Source organism: Achromobacter sp. HNDS-1, assembly GCF_040084795.1.
Lineage (GTDB): Bacteria > Pseudomonadota > Gammaproteobacteria > Burkholderiales > Burkholderiaceae_B > Achromobacter > Achromobacter ruhlandii.
In genome coordinates this window covers 2187927-2210155 of sequence record NZ_CP157584.1, presented here as the reverse complement: position 1 = coordinate 2210155, position 22229 = coordinate 2187927, and the positions used below count along the sequence as shown (strand labels likewise).

Genomic DNA, 22229 nt, shown 5'->3' with positions numbered 1-22229 from the left:
ATGATGGAGATGTTCAACAACCTCGCGTTCGGTTTCGAGCACGCGCTGACGCTGCAGAACCTGATGTACTGCGCCATCGGCTGCGTGGTCGGCACGCTGGTCGGCCTGCTGCCGGGCCTGGGCCCGCTGTCGACCATCAGCCTGCTGCTGCCGCTGACCTATTCCATTCCCACCGGCGGCGCGTTGATCATGCTGGCCGGCATCTACTACGGCGCGCAGTACGGCGATAGCGTCAGCGCGATCACGATGAAGATCCCGCATGCGAGCAGTATCGTCGCCTGCATCGACGGGTATCAGATGAACCTGAAGGGCAAGACCGGCCTGGCCTTGTTCACCGCGGGCGTGTCGAGCTTCATCGGCGGCACCGTGGCGATCGTGGTGCTGTCGACCATGGCGCCGGCGCTGGGCGAAGTCGGTCTGCTGTTTGGCCCGGCCGACTACTGCGCGCTGATGCTGCTGGGCTTTTTCTGCGTCAGCTTCGTCAGCAGCGGCAGCCTGCTCAATGGCCTGGCGATGGCGATGATCGGCATTCTGCTGGGCGTGATCGGCACCGACGTCAACAGCGGCGTGGCGCGCTACACCATGGACCTGGCCTTCCTGCAGGACGGCGTGGGCCTGATCAGCATCGCGCTGGGCTGCTTCGGCATCGCCGAGATCGTCAAGAACCTGGATAACCGCAACACGCTGACGCCGTTCAACGGCAAGATCAAGCTGATCCCGACGTGGCCCGAGTTCAAGCGCATCCTGCCCAGCGCGCTGCGCGGCAGCGTGGTCGGTTCGGTGCTGGGCATCCTGCCCGGCGGCGGCCCGACCATCGCGCAGTTCGCCGCCTACGCGGCCGACAAGCGCTTCAGCAAGTACCGCCACGAGATCGGCAGCGGCGCCATCGAAGGCGTGGCGGGCCAGGCGGCGGCCGACGAAGCGGCGGCGCGCACCAGCTTCATCCCGCTGATGGCCATCGGGATCCCCGAGAACGCCGTCATGGCGCTGATGCTGGCCGCCTTCATCGTCAAGGGCATCCAGCCCGGCCCCAACATGATCGGCACCCACCCCGACCTGTTCTGGGGCCTGGTGGCCAGCATGTGGGTGGGCAACTGCTTCCTGCTGATCCTGAACGTGCCGCTGGTGCGCTACTGGCTGTCGGTGTTCAAGATTCCGTACACGGTGCTGTTCCCGGCGATCCTGTTCTTCTGCTGCATCGGCACGTTCAGCATCAACAACAACCTGGACGACATCTACATCACGGCGATCTTCGGCCTGATCGGCTACCTGTTCCTGCGCCTGGGCATGGAAGCCGCGCCGCTGATGCTGGGCTTCATCCTCGGCCCGATGCTGGAAGAGAACTTCCGCCGCGCCATGCTGCTCAGCCGGGGCGAGTTCAGCATCTTCCTGACGCGGCCCATCAGCGGCACGCTGCTGGCGCTGATCGGCGCGGCCGTGGTGTGGCAACTGGTGTCGTTCCTGCGCAAGGCGCGCAAGGCGCCCGCGCTGGAACAGGCGCCGGCCGAGCCCTGAGGCGGCGGGGTTGCGGGCCTGCGCGGCGTTGCTTCTCGCGCGAGCAGGCCCTAGCCCCTGCCGGTGACGCGGGCGGCGGCCTCGGCCGATTGCTGGACGGCCCGGTCGCCGCGAGCGCGCAGATCCACTTCATAGTCTTGCAAGGCCTGCCCCAGCGGCAGGCCTTTGCACACCTGCGTCAGCCGCGTCGCCAGCGATTGCGCATCGGCCAGGGCGGTGTTGGCGCCCAGGCCACCCGCCGGACTCATCGCATGCACCGCGTCGCCCAGGAACGTCAGCCCGGCTTGCGTCCATCGCGGCAGGGGCGGCGCCTGGTAGACGGTCTTGAGCGCGATGCCGCGCGGATCGCTGGCGGCCGCCATGGCGGCCAGCGCGGGATGCACCGGCGCCAGCAGGCGCTGCGCGGCCTGCTGCCAGCGCGCGCCCGTCGCGGTGTCGTCCCGCTGGCTCGCGCTGATCGCGGCGTCGTCCGCGCCCAGCACCGCGCGGCGCTCGCCGATGATGGCCCAGTACTGGTAGCCGGGCACCGCCGTCAGCGTGCAAGCCGGCGCGAGGCGCCGCGCCAGCGCCGGCAGCGCCGCCAGTTTCATGGCGTCCAGCACCAGCGCGTAGCCGGCGCCGAACACCACGCCGGCGCCATCGCGCAGGGCCGGCGGCAGGCCACCGGACGCGAGGCTGCCGGCCGGCGCCATGCCGAAGATCGTCACCGTGCCGCTATCCTCGGGCACGGCTAGCGGCAGGTGCTGGCGCCGCAGCGCCGAGTGCACGCCGTCGGCGGCCACCACCAGCGTGCCGGGCCGCGCGCGGATGCCTTCCAGGCGCGGGCCGCTGTCATCCATGCCCGCGCAGCCGTGGCCGAAATGCACGCGCCCTTCCAGGCCGGCCAGCAGGATCTCGCGCAGCGTCTGCCGGTGCGCCGAGCGGTCGGGCGGGGTGTCGGCGTCGTCCAGGCGCCAGGTGGCCGAGGCGCGTTGCGGCAGCGGCCGCAGTTGCGCGTCGAGCATCGCGCCGGGGTGGTCGTGGGTCGAGCAGCTTTGCTGGAACAGGGCATACAGGTCCGGCGGCAGGCAGTGCGCCAGCGCCGCCTGGCCGGTGGCGTCGATGCGCAGGCGGTAGCCCTGCACCCGGCTGTCGGTGCGCGCGTCGCGCTCGTAGACGTCGAAGTCGATGCCGGCGCGCGCCAGCCCCTGCGCCAGGCACAGGCCGCCCAGGCCGGCGCCGATGATGGAAACGTGGAGATTCTGCATAATGTCCTCGAAGCAAGCCGGCGTTGCCGGCACCTCCACAGCTTGCGCGCAAGCGCGCCCGCGACGGTAATGCCGCCGCGCCAACAAATGATGCGAACCCGCCAGACCGCAGCCCCCGCGCCCGACTACAGCGAATTGCTCGACGGCCCGGCCGTGTGCGTGTTCCATGGCGCCGACGCGCCCGGCAGCGAGTTCCGCCTGGGCTCGCGCGAATACGATTGGCATGCCCATGCCCGCGGGCAGTTGTTCGGGGTGGACAGCGGCGCGATGCGGGTGCGCACCGAGGCCGGCTCGTGGCTGCTGCCGCCGCAGCGCGCGGGCTGGATCCCGCCAGGGCTGCGGCATCGGGTCAGCGTGGCCGGGGCGGCCAGCGGCTGGGTGGCGCTGGTGCATCCGCAGGCCGCCGCGGCGTTGCCGGCGGCGCCCTGCGTGCTGGGGGTGGACGGGGTGTTGCGCGCCATGGTGCTGCGCGCGGCCGATTGGCCGGACAAGTTGGCGCTGGACCCGGCGCGCGCGCGCTTCGCGGCCGTGCTGCTCGACGAGATCGAGGCGGCGCCGCGCGAGCGGCTGCACCTGCCGTGGCCGCGCGACCGCCGGCTGGCCCGACTGGCGCAAGTCCTGGCGGAAAACCCGGCCGACAATCGGCCGCTGGAAGTTCTGGCCGCGCAGGCCGGGCTGGCGCCGCGCACCGCGCAGCGACTGTTCCGCGAGGAAACGGGATTGGGCTTCGCGCAGTGGCGCCAGCAACTGCGCCTGATCCATGCGCTGGAGCGCCTGAGCGCCGGCCAGCCGGTGGCGCAGGTGGCCGACGCGCTGGGCTATGCCACGCCCGGCAATTTCATCGCCATGTTCAAGCGCGCCTTCGGCATGACGCCGGGGCGGTACCTGCGGGCGCCGCTGGGCGAGGGCGACGCGGCCATCGCCTGATCCGCGCCGGGCATGGCCGGTTCGCGGCGTTCAGCCGCCGAGCGCCGCCAGGTTCAGCGTGTGGCTGTGGCCGATCCACACCGCGCAGTCGCGGTGGTCGCGCAGCGACTCGCCGGTGTTCGGATGTAGGAACACGTCCAGCGCGCCATGGTTGAGCGTCAGCCAGGTGAGCACGCGCGGCAACGCGGCTGGCGCGAAGGCGAGCTGGTAGCTCCATTGCGGGTGCGGGCCGACCGGGCGCTCGTGGAAGCGGCCCATCTGGATGCTGTCGCCGAAGGCGTCCAGCGCCTGTTCGCGCAGCGCCCAGGCCGCGTCGCGGCTGTCGGCGTTGAAGTAGACGTGGGCGTGCCAGCTATCGACGATGGCGGGGTCCAGGATCATGAGGGTCAACCTCCGGCGCGCTTGGCGCGATGGCCGAGTTTGTCGAGCGCGGCCAGGATGCGGTCGCAGTGATCGCCCTGCACCTCGATGACGCCGTCCTTGACGGTGCCGCCCGAGCCGCAGGCGGTGCGCAGCTGTTTGCCCAGCGCCGCCAGGGCGTCGTCGTCCAGCGGCAGGCCCTTGACCACGGTCACGGCCTTGCCGCCGCGGCCCTTGGTTTCGCGCGAGACGCGCACGCCGCCGGGCGCCGGCACGGGCCGGGCCGCCGCCTTGCACTGGCAATCGGCGAGCGGGCGGCGGCATTGCGGACACATCCGGCCGCCGTCGGTGGAGTAGACGAGTCCGCCTGGGGAGCTGCTTTTCATGGGTAATGCGTGAGGTTGCGGTTCAGGCAGCCATTATGCCGGAGCCGCCGCCGCGAGCCCGGCGCGGGCGGCGCTCACTCGTCGAAGCCGCGCGGCCCCAGCGATTCCACCAGGTAGTCGATGAAGGACTTGATGCGCGAGGAGATCGCGGTGTTGCGGTAGTACACCGCGTTGACCGGCTGGCGCACGTCCAGCGTCTGGCGCGGGAACAGCTGGCGCAAGGCGCCGGACTGGCGGTCGGCGCGCGTCATGAAGTCCGACAGGCAGACGATGCCGGCGTCGTTCAGCGCCAGTTGCCGCAGCGTTTCGCCGCTGAACGAGCGGATCGACGGTTGGATGTGCAGCGGTTGGCCGTCGGCGTCCTCCAGCGGCCATTCGTTCAGCGATTCCAGTTGCGAGAAGCCGAGCAGGGTGTGCTCGCGCAGATCGGCCACCCGCTTGGGGGCGCCGTGCGCCGCCAGGTAGCCGGGGCTGGCCAGCACGCGCACGCGGCTGCGGCCGATCGGCACCGCGTGCAGCGAAGAATCCTTCAGGCTGCCGATGCGCAGCGCCAGGTCGGTGCGGCGTTCCAGCAGGTCGATGTTGCCCTCGTTGCTGTTCAGTTCCAGCTCGACCTTGGGATAGCGCTTGCGGTAGCCCGGCACCAGCGGAACGATGACGTGCAGCATGAAGGGCGAGGCGGCGTCGACCCGCAGCCGCCCGGCCGGCTGGTTGCGGCGCGCGCGCATCTGTTCCTCGGTCTCTTCGACCGCGGCGATGATCTTGCGGGCCTGCTCCAGGTAGGCGCTGCCTTCCTCGGTCAGTTCCAGCCGCCGGGTGGTGCGGCGCATCAGCGTGGTCTGCAGCTTTTCCTCCAGCCGCGTCATGGTGCGGCTGGTGGCGGAAATGGTCTGCTGCAGCGCATCGGCGGCGGCGGTGATGGAACCGCAGTCCACGATGGCGATGAAGACCTGCATTTCGTCGAGGGTCGTTTTCATATTTGACGTTATATCAAAAGTCTTTCGCCGATACAGGGCTTATTCCGCAAGGATCGCGCGGGCACACTGGGTGCATTCCAACACCTACCCGGGAGTTTTACATGAGCATTCCGTCTTTTGGCGTCGGCACCTTCCGCCTGCAGGGCCAGGTCGTCATCGATTCCGTGCGCAACGCGCTGGACGTCGGCTACCGCGCCGTCGACACCGCCCAGATCTATGAAAACGAAGCCGAGGTCGGCCAGGCCATCGAGGCCAGCGGCATCGCCCGCGCCGACCTGTTCCTGACCACCAAGATCTGGGTGCCGAACTATGGCCGCGCCAAGCTGGTGCCCAGCCTGAAGGACAGCCTGGCCAAGCTGCGCACCGACTACGTCGACCTGACGCTGATCCACTGGCCCGCGCCCGGCAACGGCGTGGCCATCGCCGAGATGATGGCCGGGCTGATGGACGCCCGCGAACAGGGCCTGACGCGCCAGATCGGCATCTCCAACTTCCCCATCGCCGAGACCCGCGAAGCCATCGCCGCCGTCGGCAAGGACGCCATCGCCACCAACCAGATCGAGCTCAGCCCGTATCTGCAGAACCGCAAGCTGGTGGACTTCCTGAATCAGCAGGGTATCCACGTCACGTCGTACATGACGCTGGCCTACGGCAAGGTGCTCAAGGACCCGGTGATCGGCCAGATCGCGCAGCGTCACAACGCCACGCCGGCGCAGGTGGCGCTGGCCTGGGCGCTGCAGCGCGGCTTCGCCGTGATCCCGTCGTCCACCAGGCGCGAGAACCTGGCGAGCAACCTGCTGGCCCGCGACCTGCGCCTGACCGACGCCGACATGGCGCGGATCGCCGCGCTGGAACGCAACGGCCGCGAAGTCAGCCCGGAAGGCCTGGCCGCCGCCTGGGACTGAAGCGCGCCGCCGTCGGCTGACGGGGGCGGCGTCCACGGGCTGGGCCAACCGCGCCGCTTCGTCAGCAAAACGCCAACCGAGTTGCGGTAAGGTAATCGCTCCCTTCAGAGATTCCGCACGGAGCAGAACTTGAAATACCGCAAACTCGGCCGTACCGACCTGGACGTCAGCCTCATCGGCCTGGGCACCATGACCTGGGGCGAGCAGAACACCGAGGCCGAGGCCCACCAGCAGCTCGACTACGCGCTGGAGCGCGGCGTCAACCTGGTCGACGTGGCCGAAATGTACCCGGTGCCGCCCAAGCCGGAAACCCAGGGCCTGACCGAAACCTACATCGGCACCTGGCTGGCGCGCGGCAAGCGCCGCCAGGACATCGTGCTGGCCAGCAAGGTGGCCGGTCCGGTGCGCGATCCCAAGCGTCCCGGCCACATCCGCGATGGCAAGACCTTCCTGGACCGCAAGAACCTGACCGAAGCGCTGGACGCCAGCCTCAAGCGTTTGCAGACGGACTACCTGGACCTGTACCAGCTGCATTGGCCCGACCGCACCACCGCCACCTTCGGCCAGCTGTCGTATCCGTGGGTCAAGGACGACCACACCGTGCCGATCGAGGAAACCCTGTCGGTGCTGCAGGACTTCGTGCGCGCCGGCAAGGTGCGCCATGTGGGCGTTTCCAACGAAACGCCGTGGGGCGTGTCGCAATTCCTGAAGGCCTCCGACAATCTCGGCCTGCCGCGCATCGCCTCGATCCAGAATGCCTACAGCCTGCTCAACCGCGTCTACGAGATCGGCCTGTCCGAATTCAGCCACCACGAAGGCGTGGGCCTGCTGGCCTATTCGCCGCTGGCCATGGGCATGCTCTGCGGCAAGTACCTGGACGGCGCCCGTCCCGCCAATGCGCGCCTGACGCTGTATACGCGCTTCACGCGCTACAGCAATCCGCAGGCCGAGGCCGCCACCCGCGCGTACGTCGAACTGGCGCGCCAGCACGGCATCTCGCCGACGCACCTGGCGCTGGCCTGGGTCAATCAGCGCCCCTTCGTCACCAGCAACCTGATCGGCGCCACCAACCTGCAGCAATTGAAGGAGAACATCGACAGCGTCGACGTCGAACTGTCGTCCGAGCTGCTGCAGGCCATCGACCAGATCCACGTGCGCCATCCCAACCCGGCGCCCTGATCCCCGCCCGCCGCGCCTGCGCGCAGGCGCGGCCCGGGCCGCCCAACCGGACGGCCCGGCCCCTGTCTCTCAATACACGTCACGCAGGTAGCGCTTGTCGGCCGTCATCCGCGCCACATAGGCTGCCGCCGCGTCGGCGTCCAGGCCGCCATGTTCCGCCACCACCTGCCGGAGCATGGCGTCCACGTCCTTGGCCATGCGTTCGGCATCGCCGCAGACATAGAAATGCGCGCCCTCCTGCAGCCACGCCCAGAGCTGCGCGCCGTGCTCGCGCATGCGGTCCTGCACGTAGACCTTGGCCGCCTGGTCGCGCGAGAACGCCAGGTCCAGCCGTGTCAGCAGGCCATCATCGCGCAGCGCCTGCAATTCGTCGCGATAGTAGAAATCGCTGGCCGCGTGCCGCTCGCCGAAGAACAGCCAGTTGCGGCCGCCATCGCCGCGCGCCCGCCGCTCCTGCAGGAAGGCGCGGAACGGCGCCACGCCGGTGCCGGGGCCGACCATGATCATCGGCGTGTCCCCCTGCCGTGGCGGCCGGAAGTGGCTGGCCTCCTGCACGAAGACCGGCACGTCGGCGTCACCCGCGCGGTCGGCCAGGAAGGTCGACGAGACGCCCTTGCGCTGGCGCCGGCCGTTGTCGTAGCGCACGGCGGACACCGTCAGGCGGACCTCGCCGGGATGCGCCTTGGGGCTGGAGGCGATGGAGTACAGGCGCGGCTGCAGGCGCTTGAGCGCGCCCAGCCACGCCTGCGCCGGCAGCGCAGCCGGAAACGCGTGCAGCACGTCGACCAGCTGCTTGCCCCACAACCATTGGCGCAGGTCGGTCCGGCGCTCCTCGGCCAGCAATTGCCGCAGGCCCGGGTCGCGGGTGTGTTCGGCGATCAGCGCCAGCGTGGCGGGGGCGGGGCGCGCGATTTCGTAATGCGCGGATAGCGCTTGGGCCAGCGGCATGTCACCGACGCCCGGCACGCTGGCCACGGCGTCGCCGGACAGGCCCGCCTGCGCCAGCAGCTCCTCCACCAGCGCGGGACAGTTCACCGGCCACACGCCCAGCGCGTCGCCGGCCTCGTAGGCCAGCCCCGAGTCCGACGTGTCCAGCGCCAGCGCGCGAGTGTCCTTGTCGCCGTGGGCGTTCAGACGCTGGTTGCCGACCAGGCGCGCGCGGGCCGGGCGCTTACGGGAGGGCGGCGCGGGACGCATGCCGGGCGGCGAGCCGGCAGGCGTCGGCGGCGCGATGGTCGGCACAATGGCGGACGCCAGGCGCGGCGCCCGCGCCGGCGAGGCCCCGGCCGCCAGCGCCCCGGCGATGTCATCCGGCATCAGGCCGCCCGCTGGATGTCCTTGCCGTTCGGCCTCGGCGGCGTGGATGGCGGCGATGGCGCTCTCCAGCCAGGCCTGGGCCGGCGCCTCAAAGTCGGTGTCGCAATCGACCCGCGCCAGCAAGGGCCGCGCGCCCAATTGCGCCAGCCGCCGGTCGAGCCGGCGACCGTGGCCGCAAAAGGCCTCGTAGTTGCTGTCGCCCAGGGCCAGCACCGCGTGGCGCAGCGACGCCAGTTGCGGCGCGTCGGCGGCCGACAGCGCGCGCCACAGCTCCTGGCCATTGTCCGGCGCGTCTCCGTCGCCGAAGGTGCTGGTGATCAGCAGCAGGTACGGGGTGCGCGCCAGGTCGTCGAGCGCATAGTCCGCCATGCAGGCGGTGCGCAGCGCGAAACCGGTCGCGGCCAGCGCGGTGGCGCTGCGTTCCACCAGTGATTCGGCATTGCCGGTCTGCGAGGCCCACAGCAGCGTCACGCGCGGGCGCGGTCCGATGATGCGGATGGCGGCTTCGCCGGTGCCGGCGGCCAGCCCCAGCGGCGCGGCCATGGCCTCGGCCGGCGCGGCGCGGCCTGCCGACACGGCGGGTGGTTCGGCGGCCGTCGTCCTGTCGGCAGGCGCTGAAACGCGGCACAGCGCCACCGCGCAGAACTTCAGTTCAGGCTGCTGCGACAATGGATCGATGGCGTCGCTGGTGACCGCGTTGATGCACAACGCCTCGCCATACACGTCGTTCCAGTGCATGGGGGCGAAGCAGTTGCCGGGCCGGACACGGTCGGTGACGACGGCGGGCAGCACCGCGCGGCCACGCCGCGAACGGATCTCGACGCTGTCGCCGGTGGCGATGTCGAGCGCAGTCGCGTCGTCGGGATGGATCTCCACGAACGGCGCGGGATTGAGCTTGTTCAGCATCGGCACCTTGCCGGTCTTGGTCAGCGTATGCCATTGGTGCTGCAGGCGTCCGGTGTTGAGCACCATGGGATAGTCGGCGTCGGGCAGCTCGGCCGGATCGACATGCGGCCGCGCGTGGAATTGCGCGCGGCCGTTGGCGGTGGCGAACGCCAGGCGCGGCCGCGCGCCATTCTCCTCTTCGCGCCACGGCTGGCTGACGCCGTCGTTGAGATAGCGGATCGGATTGCGGTCCGGACCGTCGGCGCGCGCACAGGGCCATTGCAGCGGCGTTTCGCGCAATCGCGCATGGCTGGCGCCGCGCAGGTCGTAGCCGGTGGCGGGGTTGGAAAAGCCGGCTATCTCGTCGAACACCTCGGCCGCGCTGGTGTACTGGAACGCGTGGCCGTAGCCCATCTCGCCGGCCACGGCGGCGATGATGCGCCAGTCGGGCAAGGCGTCGCCGGGCGGCGGCACGGCGCGCGGCATCAGCGTCAAGGTGCGCTCGGAATTGATCATCACGCCGTCGGCCTCGGCCCACAGCGCGCCGGGCAGGAGGATGTCGGCATGGCGATTGGTCTCGGTGTCCAGGTAGGCGTCCTGCGCGATCACCAGTTCCGCGGCGCGCAGCCCGGCCTGCACGTTGGCGCGGTTGGCGACGCTGGCCACCGGATTGGTGCAGATGATCCAGCAGGCCTTGATCTCGCCCGCCGCCATGCGCTGGAACAGGTCGATGGTGCCTTGCCCCAGTCGCGCATGCAGCGTGCCGGCCGGCACGCCCCAGCGCGCCTCGACAAAGGCGCGGTCGGCGGCCGACAGCACGCTGCGCTGGCCCGGCAGGCCGGGACCCATGTAGCCCATCTCGCGCCCGCCCATGGCATTGGGCTGGCCGGTCAGCGAGAACGGCCCGCTGCCCGGCCGGCAGATGCGGCCGGTGGCCAGGTGCAGATTGCACAGCGCGTTGGTGTTCCAGGTGCCATGGGTGCTCTGGTTCAACCCCATGGTCCAGCAGCTCATCCATTCCGGCGCCGCGCCGATCCAGTCGGCGGCCTGGCGCAGTTGCGCGGCGGCGATGCCGGTCAGCGCCTCGACCCGCTCGGGCGCGTAGTCGCGCAGGAAGTCCGGCATCGCCTCCCAGCCGTCGGTGTGCGCGGCGATGAAGGCCGCGTCGGTCTTGCCGGCCTCATGCAGCAGATGCAGCAGGCCGTTGAGCAGCGCCAGGTCGGTGCCCGGCTTGATCGCCAGGTGCAGGTGCGCCTTCTCGGCGGTGGTGGTGCGGCGCGGATCGACCACGATCAGGCGGGCGCCGGCCTTGACCCGGTCCATCATGCGCAGGTACAGGATCGGATGGCAGTCGGCCATGTTGGCGCCGATCACCAGGAACAGGTCGGCGCGGTCGATGTCCTGATACGAGCCCGGCGGGGCGTCGGCGCCCAGCGACAGCTTGTAGCCGCTGCCGGCGCTGGCCATGCACAGGCGCGAATTCGACTCGATGTTGTTGGTGCCGATGAAGCCCTTGGCGAGCTTGTTGGCCAGGTACTGGGCCTCGATCGACATCTGTCCGGACACGTACAGCGACACCGCGTCCGGCCCGTGCGCATCGATGACGGCGCGCAGCCGGCGGGCGGTCTCGCGCAGGGCGTCCGCCATCGGCCTTGGCGCCAGGTCCTGGCCGCGCCGGTCGCGCGCATAGGCGTGTTCCAGCCGGCCGGACTGGCGCAGGGCGAGGTGGGCCGAGGAACCCTTGGTGCAGAGGCGGCCGAAGTTGCTGGGATGCTCGCGGTTGCCGGTGATCTTCACCACCTGCTCGCGCTCCACATGCAGGGTCATGCCGCAGCCCACGCCACAGTAGGGGCAGACGGTGTCCACGGTGCGCGCGTTGCCGTTCATGCTCGGCTCCAAAAAAGAAGGCGCCCTGCCTGCGCGGCCAGTGGCCGGGCGGGCAGGGCGCCATTGCCCTGGTGAGTTCCCGGCGTGGCCGGGTCGATACGCTGTCGATGCAAGTTCCATGCCAGTCGGCCGCCGCCGGCGGACCGCGCCGCACGCGGACCGGCGGCGCGCGCGGTGGTGCGCGGCCGCACCGCGTTGGTGCGCCGCCGAACCGTTTGGGTGCGCGGTGGACGCGCCGGCGCGCCGCCGCGCGGGCGCCAGCGCGATGGCATGCTTATTGCTTTGTTTGCCATACCGGGCCCGTGTCCGGCCAGACAACGCGAGCATTGCAGGCAACGGCGCCCGGACCCACCAGTCCCGGGCGCCGTTTGTCTTTTGAAACCCGAACGGCCCAGCCTGGATAGCCCCATGAGCACAGCGACCTCAACGACCCCCATGCAGACCCTGATCGTCATCGGCAACGGCATGGTCGGCCATCACTGCGTCGAGCAACTGATCGAGCGCGGCGCGCTGGCGCGTTACCGCATCCTGGTGTTCGGCGAAGAGACCCGGCGCGCCTACGATCGCGTGCACCTGTCCGAATACATCGGCGGGCGCGACGCCGAATCGATGGCCATGAGCGACGCCGCGTTCTATGAACGGCCGGGCCTGTCGCTGCGGCTGGGCACGCCGGTGCTGCGCATCGATCGCCACGCGCGGCAGGTGGTGACGGCCGAGGGCAGCCATGGCTACGACAAGCTGGTGCTGGCCACCGGCTCCTATCCCTTCGTGCCGCCGATCGCCGGCGCCGACGGGGCCTCGCGCCTGGTGTACCGCACGCTCGATGACCTGGACCAGATCCGCGCGGCGGCCGATGGCGCCCGGCGCGGCGTGGTGGTCGGCGGCGGCCTGCTGGGCCTGGAGGCCGCCAACGCGCTCAAGTCGCTTGGGCTGGAAGCGCACGTGGTCGAGTTCGCGCCGCGCCTGATGCCGGTGCAGCTGGACGAGGCCGGCGGCGCCGCGCTCAAGGCGCGCATCGAGGCGCTGGGCGTGGGCGTGCACCTGTCGCGCGCTACGCAGGAAATCAAGGAGGGCACGCAATACCGCTACCGCATGCGGTTCGCCGAAGGCGCGCCGCTGGAAACCGACCTGATTGTGTTCTCGGCCGGCATCCGGCCGCGCGACGGCCTGGCGCGCCAGGCGGGACTGACCGTGGCCGAACGCGGCGGCATTGCCGTCGACGGCTATTGCCGCAGCAGCGATGCGTCGATCTACGCCATCGGCGAATGCGCCGCGTTCGACGGCGCCATCTTCGGCCTGGTGGCGCCCGGCTACCAGATGGCGCGCGTCGCCGCCGCCGACCTCTGTGACGACGACAGCGCGCCGTTCGCCGGCGCCGATATGTCGACCAAGCTCAAGCTGCTGGGCGTGGACGTCGGCTCGATCGGCGATGCCCACGGCGCCACGCCGGGCGCGCGCAGCTATCGCTACATCGACGAGGCCGGCGCCTCGTACCGCCGCCTGGTGGTGTCGGCCGACGGCAAGCGCGTATTGGGCGCGGTGCTGGTGGGCGACAACAGCTACTACGACACCCTGCTGCAATACGCGCAGAACGGCATCGCGCCGCCGGCCGACCCGGCCAGCCTGATCCTGCCCGCCGGGCAGGCCGCGCCCATGCTGGGCGCGGCCGCGCTGCCGGCCACCGCCACCATCTGTTCGTGCCACAACGTCAGCAAGGCCGCCATCTGTGACGCGCTGGACGGCGGCTGCGCCGACGTCGCCGGCGTCAAGGCCTGCACCAAGGCCGCCACCGGCTGCGGCGGCTGCGCGGCCCTGCTCAAGCAGGTGGTGGAACACGAACTGGCGAGCCGCGGCGTCGCCGTGGACAAGAGCCTGTGCGAGCACTTCGCCTACACCCGCCAGGAGCTCTACGCGATCGTGCGGGTGCAGGGCATCGAATCGTTCGAGGAACTGCTGGCGCGCCATGGCCGCGGTCACGTCGGCTGCGACCTGTGCAAGCCCACCGTGGCGTCGATCCTGGCCTCGTGCTGGAATCGCCCGATCCAGGATCCTCACCTGGTGCCGCTGCAGGACACCAACGACACCTTCATGGCCAACATGCAGAAGAACGGCACCTATTCGGTGGTGCCGCGCATTCCGGGCGGCGAGGTCACGCCCGACGGCCTGATCGCGATCGGCGCGGTGGCCAAGAAATACAAGCTCTACACCAAGATCACCGGCGGCCAGCGCATCGACCTGTTCGGCGCGCAGTTGCACGAGCTGCCCGACATCTGGGCCGAACTGATCGCCGCCGGCTTCGAGACCGGCCACGCCTACGGCAAGTCCACCCGCACCGTGAAGTCCTGCGTCGGCAGCACCTGGTGCCGCTACGGCGTGCAGGACAGCGTCGCCATGGCGCTGCGCATCGAAGACCGCTATAAGGGCCTGCGCGCGCCGCACAAGCTCAAGTTCGCGGTCTCGGGCTGCACCCGCGAATGCGCCGAGGCGCAAAGCAAGGACATCGGTGTCATCGCCACCGAGAACGGCTGGAACCTGTACGTGTGCGGCAACGGCGGCATGCGGCCGCGCCACGCCGAACTATTCGCCCAGGACCTGGACGACGCCACGCTGATCCGCTACATCGACCGCCTGCTGATGTTCTACATCCGCACGGCCGACAAGCTGCAGCGCACCTCGGTCTGGCGCGAGTCGCTGGAAGGCGGCCTGGATTACCTGAAGGCCGTGGTCATCGACGACAGCCTGGGGCTGGGCGCCGAACTGGAGGCGCAGATGCAGTTGGTGGTGGACCGCTACGAATGCGAATGGGCCAATGCCCTGTCCGACCCGGAAAAGCTCAAGCGTTTCCGCACCTTCGTCAACAGCGCCGCGGCGGACCCGGACATCCGCTTCGTGCAGGAGCGCGGCCAGCCGCGCCCCGCGCCGGCCGCGCGCGTGATTCCCATCGCCGAGGAGCTTGCCTGATGCGTTCGAATGCCGTGATTGCCCTGCGCCCGGAGACCGCACGTGACGCCGCGCCCGACGCCGCGTCGTGGCGCCCCGCCTGCACCCGCCGCGATCTGGTCGCCGATTCCGGCGTGGTGGCGCTGGTGGACGGCCGCCAGGTAGCCCTGTTCTATCTGCCCGCCGTTGCCGGCGAAACGCTCTACGCCCTCGACAACCGCGACCCGAAATCCGGCGCCAACGTCATCGGCCGCGGCATCATCGGCCACCTGGCCGGCGAACTGGTGGTGGCCTCGCCGCTCTACAAGCAGCACTTCCGTCTGCGCGACGGCGCCTGTGTCGAATATCCCGATCAATCGCTGCGGGCCTGGCCCGTGCGTTTCAATGGCGACGCGGTGGAAGTCCAACCGCCCGCCATGGCTTGAGGGCGACCGCCATGCCGCGGCACGCCATGCCCTCGACCCTGCGCTTCCTCCTGGCCGCCCGCCGCAGCGAGCTGCACGGGCTGGAGGCGCTGGCCAGCACCTGCGAGCTGGCCACCCTGGTCAGCAAGCTGGTGCACGTGCTGCAGAAGGAGCGCGGTTCGTCCAACCTGTACCTGTGCGGCGGCCAGGACGCGCTGCGCCAGACGCTGGCGGGCCTCAGTTCCGACGCCAGCGCGGTCGAGGAAGAAGTGCGCCGCTTCCTCGACCGGCTGGAACCCGACGCCACCCGCAGCGCCGGCAAGGCGCGCATGCTCAACTGCATCGCGCACGCCCTGTACCGGCTGGACGAACTGCCGCGCACGCGCCGCGCCATCCGCGACCGCCGCGTGGCGGCCGAAGAGGCCGGCGCGGTCTTCACGCGGCTCATCGCCAGCCTGTTCGCGCTGGTGTTCGAAGCCGCCGATTCGTCGCTGGACGCCGGCGTCACGCGGCTGCTGGTGGCGTTGCTGAATTTCATGCAGGGCAAGGAACTGTGCGGCCAGGAGCGCGCCTATGGCGTCATGGGCTACACCGCCGGCTACTTCACCGAGGCGCAAAAGGCTCGCCTGTTGGAACTGGCGGACCTGCAGAAGCGCTGCTTCGACACCTTCGCGCAATACGCCGGCGCGGACGCGCTGGCCGTCTGGGAGCGGGTGGAGCAGGGCGCGGGCCCGGCGCTGCGCATGCGCGACATGGCGCTGCGGACTTCCGCAGCCGAACGCGTCGACGCTGGCCTGGCCGAACTGTGGTTCGGCCTGTGCACCGAACGCATCGACGCGATGCGCGCAGTCGAGAGCCTGCTGGCCGAGGCCCTCACCCTGCAATGCCACCGCCGCATCGTCGAGACGCGCGCCGAGCTGGACAACCACCGGCTGCTGCTGAGCCGTTTCGCCGACCGCGCCGGCGACGACACGCCGGCGATGCTGTTCCAGCTGCAAGGCCGCATTCTCGACGTGCCGCCGCAGGATGGCGTGGGCGAGGCCATGGAACGCTCCATCCTCGACCTGATGCGCGAGCAGGCCCAGCGTCTGCGGCAGTCCGACGACGCGCTGGCGCTGGCGCGCGGCGCGCTGGAAGAGCGGCGCCGGGTCGAGCGCGCCAAGTGGCTGCTGGTCAGCCGCCATGGCCTGAGCGAGCAGGCCGCGCACGATCAGTTGCAGCGCGTTGCGATGGACCGGCGGCGCTCGCTCGACGACGTGGCCCGGCAGGTGCTGGCCGAGCTGGACGGCGCCGGCCTTCCCGATGACGCCGCGGCCGGCTAGGCGTTTGGCACCTGCCACAAGGCGTCGGGCAGGAAGCCTTCCTGTTCGCCCTTCCTGGCGTAGCCCAGCGGATTGGCGACCACGCGGCAACCGTCCTTCACATAGTCCAGCGGACAGTGCAGGTGGCCGTGCATCCAGAGGGCGGCCAGCGGCAGCAGGGTGTCCAGCGCGTTGCAGAAGCCGGCGGTGCCCGGCGTGACGCCATAGCGCGGATCGGCGCTGGCCAGGCTCGGCGCGAAGTGCGTGATGGCCACGGTCGGCCCGGCGAACGGCGTGCGCAGCGCCTGTTCCAGCCAGGCCTGGCAGAGCAGTCCCTGCTCGCGCATCTGTTCGGCCATGAACGGCGCGCCATGGCGCCGCATCTGTGCTTTCTCCAGATAGAAATCGGCGGCCCGGAACGCCTTGCCGCGCTTTGCCAGCACCTGCGTCAAGGTGTCGCCCGGCGCGGCCAGCGCGTCGAAATCGGTCCATAGCGTGGTGCCCACCAGGCGCACGCCGTCGAGCACCAGGGTCTCGCGCTCGAGCCAATGGATCCCCAACGCCTCGCACAGCGTGCGCAGCCGGTCGTGGGTCTCGTCGAAATCCAGGTTGTCGTATTCATGATTGCCCGGCACGTAGACCACGGGCGTCGGCCAGCCATGGCGCGGCGAATAGCGGCCCAGGCCGAAGTCGTCCGTCGTCAGCCTGGAGCGCGGCTGGTACGAGCCGATGTCGCCGGCCAGCACCAGCAGGTCCGCGCCCGGGATGGGGTGGGCGACGAAGCCGGGATCGGATTCCAGGTGCAGATCGGACAGCAATTGAATTTTCATGGGCCGGGGGCTTGTTTTGGTTGCGATTCGCAAGTAAATTGGTTGCGACCCGCAACTTCAGGACGCGTCATCATGGATCTTATCGATTTTCCCACCCGTTCCCGGGAACAGACCATCCGCGACCTGCGGGAATTCTCGCGCAAGCTGGTGCGCGAACTGGGTTTCATGCGGCCGTCCCTGGCCGGCAGCGACCTGGCGCCGTCGGCCGTGCACGCGATCATCGAGATCGGCCTGCAGCCTGGTATCCAGGCGCGCGACCTGGCCCTGGTGCTGCGGCTGGACAAGTCCAATACCAGCCGCCAGGTCGCCAAGCTCGAAGCCGCCGGCCTGGTGGCGCGCGAGAGCGACAGCGGCGACGCGCGCGCCTCGCGCCTGTCGCTCACGCCCGCCGGCCTGGACCTGCGCAACCGCATCGACCAGTTCGCCACCGAGCAGGTCTCGCGCGCGCTGCGGCAGCTGGCCCCGCCCGACCAGGAAATCCTGGTGCGCTACCTGTCCTTGTATGCCGACGCCTTGTCGCGCGAAAACCCCAACACCCGCGCCGCGCAGGCCAGCGACGCGATCGAGTCGCAGATCCAGGAAGGCTACGCGCCCGGCTGTATCGGCGACGTGGCCGGCCTGCACGCGCGCTACTACGCCCAGGCCGCCGGCTTCGGCGTGGTGTTCGAGCGCCTGGTGGCGACGGGGCTGGCGGCCTTCGCGGAGAGCCTGCCCGCGCCCGGCAAGAACCTGTGGCGCTACACCGACGGCAACCGCACGCTGGCCTCCATCGCCATCGACAGTGACCTCGCGGCGCGCACGGCGCATCTGCGCTGGTTCATTGTCGATGAATCGCTGCGCGGCATGGGCGTGGGGCGGGCCCTGCTGGCGCGCGCCATGGCCTTCGTCGACGCGCTCGACATTGACGAAACGTATCTGTGGACCTTCAAGGGCCTGGACGCCGCGCGCCACCTGTATGAGTCGGCCGGCTTCGTGCTGACCCAGGAAGCCGAGGGCACGCAATGGGGCGGCGTGGTGGTCGAACAGCGCTTCAGCCGCCCGGCGCGCTGACCTCGCGCTGACGCATCTGGACACACACTGAGGCCGCGCGCACGCGCCGCGGCCCGCTTCGACGCGTCCGCTTTCACGGCGCTGTCACTTCGCATTCCTAGACTCGCTGGGGTCTTGCCGATGCTTCGCGGCAAGGTTGGTCCTCCTCTTTCCAAAGAACCTCCCCCATGCCCTCCACGTGTCTCGCAAGAACCCTTGCCGCGGTCCTGTTCGCCGCCGCCACGCTCGTCGCCTGTGGCGGCGACGACGATTCCCCGGATGATCCCGCCCCGCCGCCGACCACCGAACAACCCAAGCCCGCGCCGCAATTGCGTTGCGCGCCATGAGCGGCGGTTGCGCCGACCTCCACGAATCCGAGTCCACCCGATGACCTCCCGCCGCAACTTTCTCCAGACCGCCGCCGGCGCGGGCTTTGCCGCCGCCGCGCTCGCCGCATTTCCGCCCAGCATCCGCCGCGCCCTCGCCATTCCCGCCAACAACGCCACCGGCACCATCAAGGATGTCGAGCATGTGATCATCCTGATGCAGGAGAACCGCTCGTTCGATCATTACTTTGGCACGCTCAAGGGCGTGCGCGGTTTCGGCGATCGCTTCCCCATTCCGCTGGCCAACGGCCGCAGGGTCTGGCAGCAGCAGCGCGCCAACGGCGCCGTGCTGACGCCGTTCCATATCGACGGCAGCAGCCACAACGCGCAGCGCGCCGCCGGCACGCCGCACAGCTGGGACGACAGCCAGAAGGCCTGGGACGGCGGCCGCATGGCGCAATGGCCCACGCACAAGAACGATATCTCCATGGGCTACTTCAAGGAAAGCGAGATCCCGTTCCAGTTCGCGCTCGCCAACGCCTTCACCCTGTGCGACGCCTACCATTGTTCGATGCACACCGGCACCGACGCCAACCGCTCGTTCCACCTGACCGGCACCAACGGCGCCGTGCCCACCAACACCGCCTTCGTCAACAACGAATGGGACTGGATCGACGGCCTGCCGGCCAACGTCAACAAGGGCTACACCTGGACGACCTATGCCGAGCGGCTGGAACGGGCCGGCGTCAGCTGGATCTCGTACCAGAACATGCCCGATGAATGGGGCGACAACATGCTGGGCGCGTTCCGCGCGTTCCGCCAGGCCAACGTGAATTCCGGCTATCCGGTGTCCAGCGGCGGCGAGCCCGGCGTGCCTTATGCCAACACCGGCCAGGCGCTGCCGTACAAGGCCTACGATCCGGCCACCGACAACGCCGCCAACCCGCTCTACAAGGGCGTGGCCAACACGCTGCCGGGCGCCGCGCCCGAGAACTACCTGGACGCCTTCAAGCGCGACATCCGCGAAGGCCGCTTGCCACAGGTAAGCTGGATGAACGCGCCGTCCATCTATTGCGAACACCCGGGCCCGTCCAGTCCCGTGCAGGGCGCCTGGTTCCTGCAGGAAGTGCTGGATGCGCTGACCGCCGTGCCCGAGGTCTGGAGCAAGACGGTGCTGCTGGTGAATTTCGACGAGAACGATGGCTACTTCGACCACGTGCCGTCGCCGTCCGCGCCGTCGCGCGATGCCGGCGGCAACCCCGCCGGCAAGACCACGCTGGCCGATGCCGACATGGCGTTCGAGTACTTCACGCACGCCTCGCCCGCCGGCAGCACGACCCAGCCGGCGACCAAGGACGGCCGCGTCTACGGCCCCGGCCCGCGCGTGCCGATGTTCGTGATCTCGCCCTGGAGCCGAGGCGGCTGGGTCAACTCGCAGGTGTTCGACCACACCTCGGTGCTGCGTTTCCTGGAGGCGCGCTTCGGCGTGGCCGAGCCCAACATCAGCCCCTTCCGCCGCGCGGTCTGCGGCGACCTGACCAGCGCCTTCAACTTCAAGACGCCCAACGCCGAGGCGCTGCCGACGCTGGCCGGGCGCGCCACGCGCGCGGCCGCCGATCAGTTGCGCAGCGCGCAGGAAGCCCTGCCGCAGATGCCGCTGCCCACCGACATGCAGCTGCCGCTGCAGGCCAGCGGCACGCGCCCGTCGCGCGCGCTGCCCTACGAACTGCACACCAGCGCGCGCTGCGCCGCGGCCGGCACGGTGGAACTGGTGTTCGCCAACACGGGCACGCAGGGCGCGGTGTTCCACGTCTATGACCGCTATCACCTGGACCGGCTGCCGCGCCGCTACGCGGTCGAGGCCGGCAAGACGCTGTCCGACACCTGGAACGCGCTGCTGGACAACCTGGGCAGGTACGACCTTTGGGTGCTGGGCCCGAACGGCTATCACCGCCATTTCAAGGGCGACATCCACCGCATCGCCGACAGCGGTTCGCTGCCCGAGATCCGGGTCTGCTACGACATTGCCAATGGCGAGGTCTACGCCGAGTTCCTCAACACCGGCGCCAACGCCTGCACCTTCACCGTGACGCCGCAGGCCTACCGGCAGGACGCGCCGTTGGCGCTGGAGGTCGCGGGCGGGGGCAAGGCCACGCGCAATTGGAACCTGGCGGCCAGCGGCCAGTGGTACGACTTCGCTGTCACTTGCTCCAGCGACCCGACGTTCCACCGCCGCTTCGCCGGTCGCGTCGAGACCGGCGCGCACACGGTCAGCGATCCGGCCATGGGCGTGGCCGACGCCTGACGGACGGGGGCGGTCAGACGCGGAAGTCCGCCGCAATGTCCTCGTCGGTGCGCATGGGCAGCCTGCCCGCGCGGCACGCGTCGAGGAACTGGCGGTAGTCCTTTTCGTTCTGCCGCGCGTAGGCGTGGGCGTAGGTCAGCAGCGCCTCCGGAAAGGCGTCCGCGCGCCCCATGTAGGCGGCCAGCTCCACCGCATGCCCGCTGGCCTTGGCATGGGCGCGCGCCAGCGCCCGGCCGCACATGCGGCCGTATCCCTTCAGGATCTTCTGGTTGAAGCTCTCGATATCCGCCGATACCTTCATGTCGCGCAACTGGCGGAAGTAATAGTGCTTGCCGCGCGGGCCGGTCGACCAGCCCAGGAAGATGTCGCTGGCCGCCTGCAGCAATCGTTGCCCTGTCACCACGCGGAAGCCGCCATGCGGCGGCGCCTTGTCGCGGGCGTACCGCGCGATCACGGACTCGCGCGCCTCCTTGGCCTGCAGGAACAGGGGATTGCCCCAGCTATCGACCAGCAGCGCCACCAGGCACACGGTGCCGACGCTGCCCACGCCCACCACCTTGAACACCACATCCTGCACCGAGAAATGCTTGAGCAGCTCGCGCCGGTCCGGCGTCAGGCTATCGAGATAGCCGCCGAAGCACTTGGCCATCTTCTTTTTCCAGGTGGCGGTGTCGGGCCAGTGTTCGTCCTTGCCCAGCAGGGTGACGGGGCCCGATGGATGGAACATCGCCGGCGGAGCGTCGCGGATGCGCCACAGACCGCCGTCCTGATACGCCATCTTGCGCAGCATGCTCTCGTTGGTGCGGCCGGCGGCCTTTTCCATCGCCTTGGCGATCAGCCGGCGGCCTTCGGGCGTCTCGGCATCCTGCAGCATGCGTTCGAACGTGAGACCGTCATACCAGATGTCCAGGGTGCTGTTCTGCGCGTACTCGTTCATCCGCGACTGGTACTCGGTGGCCGCCGCCATGACGATGTCGGCGCTGTCGCCGCGACCGTAGCCCATGTGCGTCGCCGCCACGGCCAGGCTGGCCGTCAGGCGTTTGATGTCCCATTCCCAGGGGCCCGGGGCGGTTTCGTCGAAATCGTTCAGGTCGAACAGCAACTGGCGCTCGGGCGTGGCGAACCCGCCGAAGTTGAGCAGATGGGCGTCGCCGCACAGCGGAATCGAAATGCCGGTATGAGGCGTGCCGGCCAGATCGTGCGCCTGCAGGATGGCGGCGCCGCGAAAGAAGGTGAAGGGCGAAGCCGCCATGCGACCGTAGCGCAGGGGAATCAGGGCCTTGACGCGGCCCAGGCTGTTGCTGCGCAGCAGCCTGACCGGATCGCGGTCGACATTGCCGACCGCCGCGTGCGACGAACGCTTGACGAGTTCCCGGGCCTTCTGTCCGGAGGACCTGCGCGCTTGGATGCTGTCTGTCTCGAGCATGGCGGTTCCCTGGTCGCGGACCGGTACCGATGACCGGCCTGACGGCGGCAGTGTAACGGGAGCGCGGCGGCGCGGCCAGCCCT

At 69.9% G+C, this 22229-nt stretch carries 16 protein-coding genes; 9 read left to right on the top strand and 7 right to left on the bottom strand.

What is annotated here, in order from left to right:
- Window positions 1–3 precede the first annotated feature (3 nt).
- The gene (locus ABFG95_RS10230; protein ID WP_054415478.1) at window positions 4–1515 is read left to right on the top strand and encodes a tripartite tricarboxylate transporter permease; all 1512 of its coding nucleotides are present in this window, start codon (window positions 4–6) and stop codon (window positions 1513–1515) included.
- Window positions 1516–1565: 50 nt separating this feature from the next.
- On the opposite strand, the gene ABFG95_RS10225 is transcribed toward ABFG95_RS10230, so the two are convergent.
- A complete protein-coding gene (locus ABFG95_RS10225; RefSeq protein WP_348995811.1) occupies window positions 1566–2762 on the bottom strand; it encodes an FAD-dependent monooxygenase in 1197 nt (398 codons plus the stop codon).
- Window positions 2763–2852: 90 nt separating this feature from the next.
- Between ABFG95_RS10225 and ABFG95_RS10220 the strand changes: the two genes are divergently transcribed.
- The gene (locus ABFG95_RS10220) at window positions 2853–3689 is read left to right on the top strand and encodes a helix-turn-helix transcriptional regulator (protein WP_348996042.1); all 837 of its coding nucleotides are present in this window, start codon (window positions 2853–2855) and stop codon (window positions 3687–3689) included.
- A gap of 30 nt (window positions 3690–3719) precedes the next feature.
- On the opposite strand, the gene ABFG95_RS10215 is transcribed toward ABFG95_RS10220, so the two are convergent.
- The 3 genes from ABFG95_RS10215 to ABFG95_RS10205 all read right to left on the bottom strand — a co-directional run bounded on the left by ABFG95_RS10215 (window position 3720) and on the right by ABFG95_RS10205 (window position 5412).
- The gene (locus ABFG95_RS10215; RefSeq protein WP_059272499.1) at window positions 3720–4070 is read right to left on the bottom strand and encodes a DOPA 4,5-dioxygenase family protein; all 351 of its coding nucleotides are present in this window, start codon (window positions 4068–4070) and stop codon (window positions 3720–3722) included.
- 5 nt (window positions 4071–4075) lie between these two features.
- Window positions 4076–4435 (bottom strand): translation initiation factor Sui1, encoded by a 360-nt coding sequence (locus ABFG95_RS10210; RefSeq protein WP_054428740.1) that lies wholly within the window; start codon window positions 4433–4435, stop codon window positions 4076–4078.
- Window positions 4436–4509: 74 nt separating this feature from the next.
- Entirely contained in the window at window positions 4510–5412 is a 903-nt protein-coding gene (locus ABFG95_RS10205; protein WP_049075909.1) for a LysR family transcriptional regulator, read from the bottom strand.
- Window positions 5413–5513: 101 nt separating this feature from the next.
- On the opposite strand from ABFG95_RS10205, the gene dkgB reads away from it, so the two are divergent.
- Entirely contained in the window at window positions 5514–6317 is an 804-nt protein-coding gene (gene dkgB, locus ABFG95_RS10200; RefSeq protein ID WP_348995810.1) for a 2,5-didehydrogluconate reductase DkgB, read from the top strand.
- A 129-nt stretch (window positions 6318–6446) separates the two neighbouring features.
- Entirely contained in the window at window positions 6447–7496 is a 1050-nt protein-coding gene (locus ABFG95_RS10195) for an NADP(H)-dependent aldo-keto reductase (RefSeq protein WP_068980869.1), read from the top strand.
- Window positions 7497–7565: 69 nt separating this feature from the next.
- Here ABFG95_RS10195 and ABFG95_RS10190 read toward each other — a convergent pair whose 3' ends face one another.
- Complete coding sequence (locus tag ABFG95_RS10190) at window positions 7566–11585, bottom strand: bifunctional nitrate reductase/sulfite reductase flavoprotein subunit alpha (RefSeq protein WP_348995809.1); 4020 nt, start codon at window positions 11583–11585, stop codon at window positions 7566–7568.
- A gap of 408 nt (window positions 11586–11993) precedes the next feature.
- Between ABFG95_RS10190 and nirB the strand changes: the two genes are divergently transcribed.
- From nirB to ABFG95_RS10175, 3 genes are read left to right on the top strand one after another with little or no spacing between them, the layout of a single operon-like run.
- Entirely contained in the window at window positions 11994–14546 is a 2553-nt protein-coding gene (gene nirB / locus ABFG95_RS10185) for a nitrite reductase large subunit NirB (protein WP_348995808.1), read from the top strand.
- A complete protein-coding gene (gene nirD, locus ABFG95_RS10180) occupies window positions 14546–14950 on the top strand; it encodes a nitrite reductase small subunit NirD (RefSeq protein WP_081330307.1) in 405 nt (134 codons plus the stop codon). The genes nirB and nirD overlap by 1 nt, the downstream gene beginning before the upstream one ends.
- 11 nt (window positions 14951–14961) lie before the next feature.
- Complete coding sequence (locus ABFG95_RS10175) at window positions 14962–16251, top strand: nitrate- and nitrite sensing domain-containing protein (RefSeq protein ID WP_348995807.1); 1290 nt, start codon at window positions 14962–14964, stop codon at window positions 16249–16251.
- On the opposite strand, the gene ABFG95_RS10170 is transcribed toward ABFG95_RS10175, so the two are convergent.
- Window positions 16248–17060: a metallophosphoesterase gene (locus tag ABFG95_RS10170; RefSeq protein ID WP_175144980.1), complete on the bottom strand. Its 813-nt coding sequence runs from the start codon at window positions 17058–17060 to the stop codon at window positions 16248–16250. The two genes, ABFG95_RS10175 and ABFG95_RS10170, sit on opposite strands and share 4 nt — an antisense overlap.
- Window positions 17061–17132: 72 nt before the next feature.
- Between ABFG95_RS10170 and ABFG95_RS10165 the strand changes: the two genes are divergently transcribed.
- Window positions 17133–18110, top strand: coding sequence for a GNAT family N-acetyltransferase (locus ABFG95_RS10165; RefSeq protein ID WP_049075894.1), 978 nt, complete (start codon window positions 17133–17135; stop codon window positions 18108–18110).
- A 366-nt stretch (window positions 18111–18476) separates the two neighbouring features.
- Entirely contained in the window at window positions 18477–20720 is a 2244-nt protein-coding gene (locus ABFG95_RS10160) for a phospholipase C, phosphocholine-specific (protein WP_348995806.1), read from the top strand.
- A gap of 13 nt (window positions 20721–20733) precedes the next feature.
- On the opposite strand, the gene ABFG95_RS10155 is transcribed toward ABFG95_RS10160, so the two are convergent.
- Entirely contained in the window at window positions 20734–22146 is a 1413-nt protein-coding gene (locus tag ABFG95_RS10155; RefSeq protein WP_059272490.1) for a DUF2252 domain-containing protein, read from the bottom strand.
- Window positions 22147–22229 lie beyond the last annotated feature (83 nt).

Excerpts from the sequence above, each read along its gene's own strand:
- ABFG95_RS10230 (WP_054415478.1), top strand. The coding sequence starts at position 4 with ATGGAGATGTTCAACAACCTCGCGTTCGGTTTCGAGCACGCGCTGACG.
- ABFG95_RS10225 (WP_348995811.1), bottom strand. The coding sequence starts at position 2,762 with ATGCAGAATCTCCACGTTTCCATCATCGGCGCCGGCCTGGGCGGCCTG.
- ABFG95_RS10220 (WP_348996042.1), top strand. The coding sequence starts at position 2,853 with ATGCGAACCCGCCAGACCGCAGCCCCCGCGCCCGACTACAGCGAATTG.
- ABFG95_RS10215 (WP_059272499.1), bottom strand. The coding sequence starts at position 4,070 with ATGATCCTGGACCCCGCCATCGTCGATAGCTGGCACGCCCACGTCTAC.
- ABFG95_RS10210 (WP_054428740.1), bottom strand. The coding sequence starts at position 4,435 with ATGAAAAGCAGCTCCCCAGGCGGACTCGTCTACTCCACCGACGGCGGC.
- ABFG95_RS10205 (WP_049075909.1), bottom strand. The coding sequence starts at position 5,412 with ATGAAAACGACCCTCGACGAAATGCAGGTCTTCATCGCCATCGTGGAC.
- dkgB (WP_348995810.1), top strand. The coding sequence starts at position 5,514 with ATGAGCATTCCGTCTTTTGGCGTCGGCACCTTCCGCCTGCAGGGCCAG.
- ABFG95_RS10190 (WP_348995809.1), bottom strand. The coding sequence starts at position 11,585 with ATGAACGGCAACGCGCGCACCGTGGACACCGTCTGCCCCTACTGTGGC.
- nirB (WP_348995808.1), top strand. The coding sequence starts at position 11,994 with ATGAGCACAGCGACCTCAACGACCCCCATGCAGACCCTGATCGTCATC.
- nirD (WP_081330307.1), top strand. The coding sequence starts at position 14,546 with ATGCGTTCGAATGCCGTGATTGCCCTGCGCCCGGAGACCGCACGTGAC.
- ABFG95_RS10175 (WP_348995807.1), top strand. The coding sequence starts at position 14,962 with ATGCCGCGGCACGCCATGCCCTCGACCCTGCGCTTCCTCCTGGCCGCC.
- ABFG95_RS10170 (WP_175144980.1), bottom strand. The coding sequence starts at position 17,060 with ATGAAAATTCAATTGCTGTCCGATCTGCACCTGGAATCCGATCCCGGC.
- ABFG95_RS10165 (WP_049075894.1), top strand. The coding sequence starts at position 17,133 with ATGGATCTTATCGATTTTCCCACCCGTTCCCGGGAACAGACCATCCGC.
- ABFG95_RS10160 (WP_348995806.1), top strand. The coding sequence starts at position 18,477 with ATGACCTCCCGCCGCAACTTTCTCCAGACCGCCGCCGGCGCGGGCTTT.
- ABFG95_RS10155 (WP_059272490.1), bottom strand. The coding sequence starts at position 22,146 with ATGCTCGAGACAGACAGCATCCAAGCGCGCAGGTCCTCCGGACAGAAG.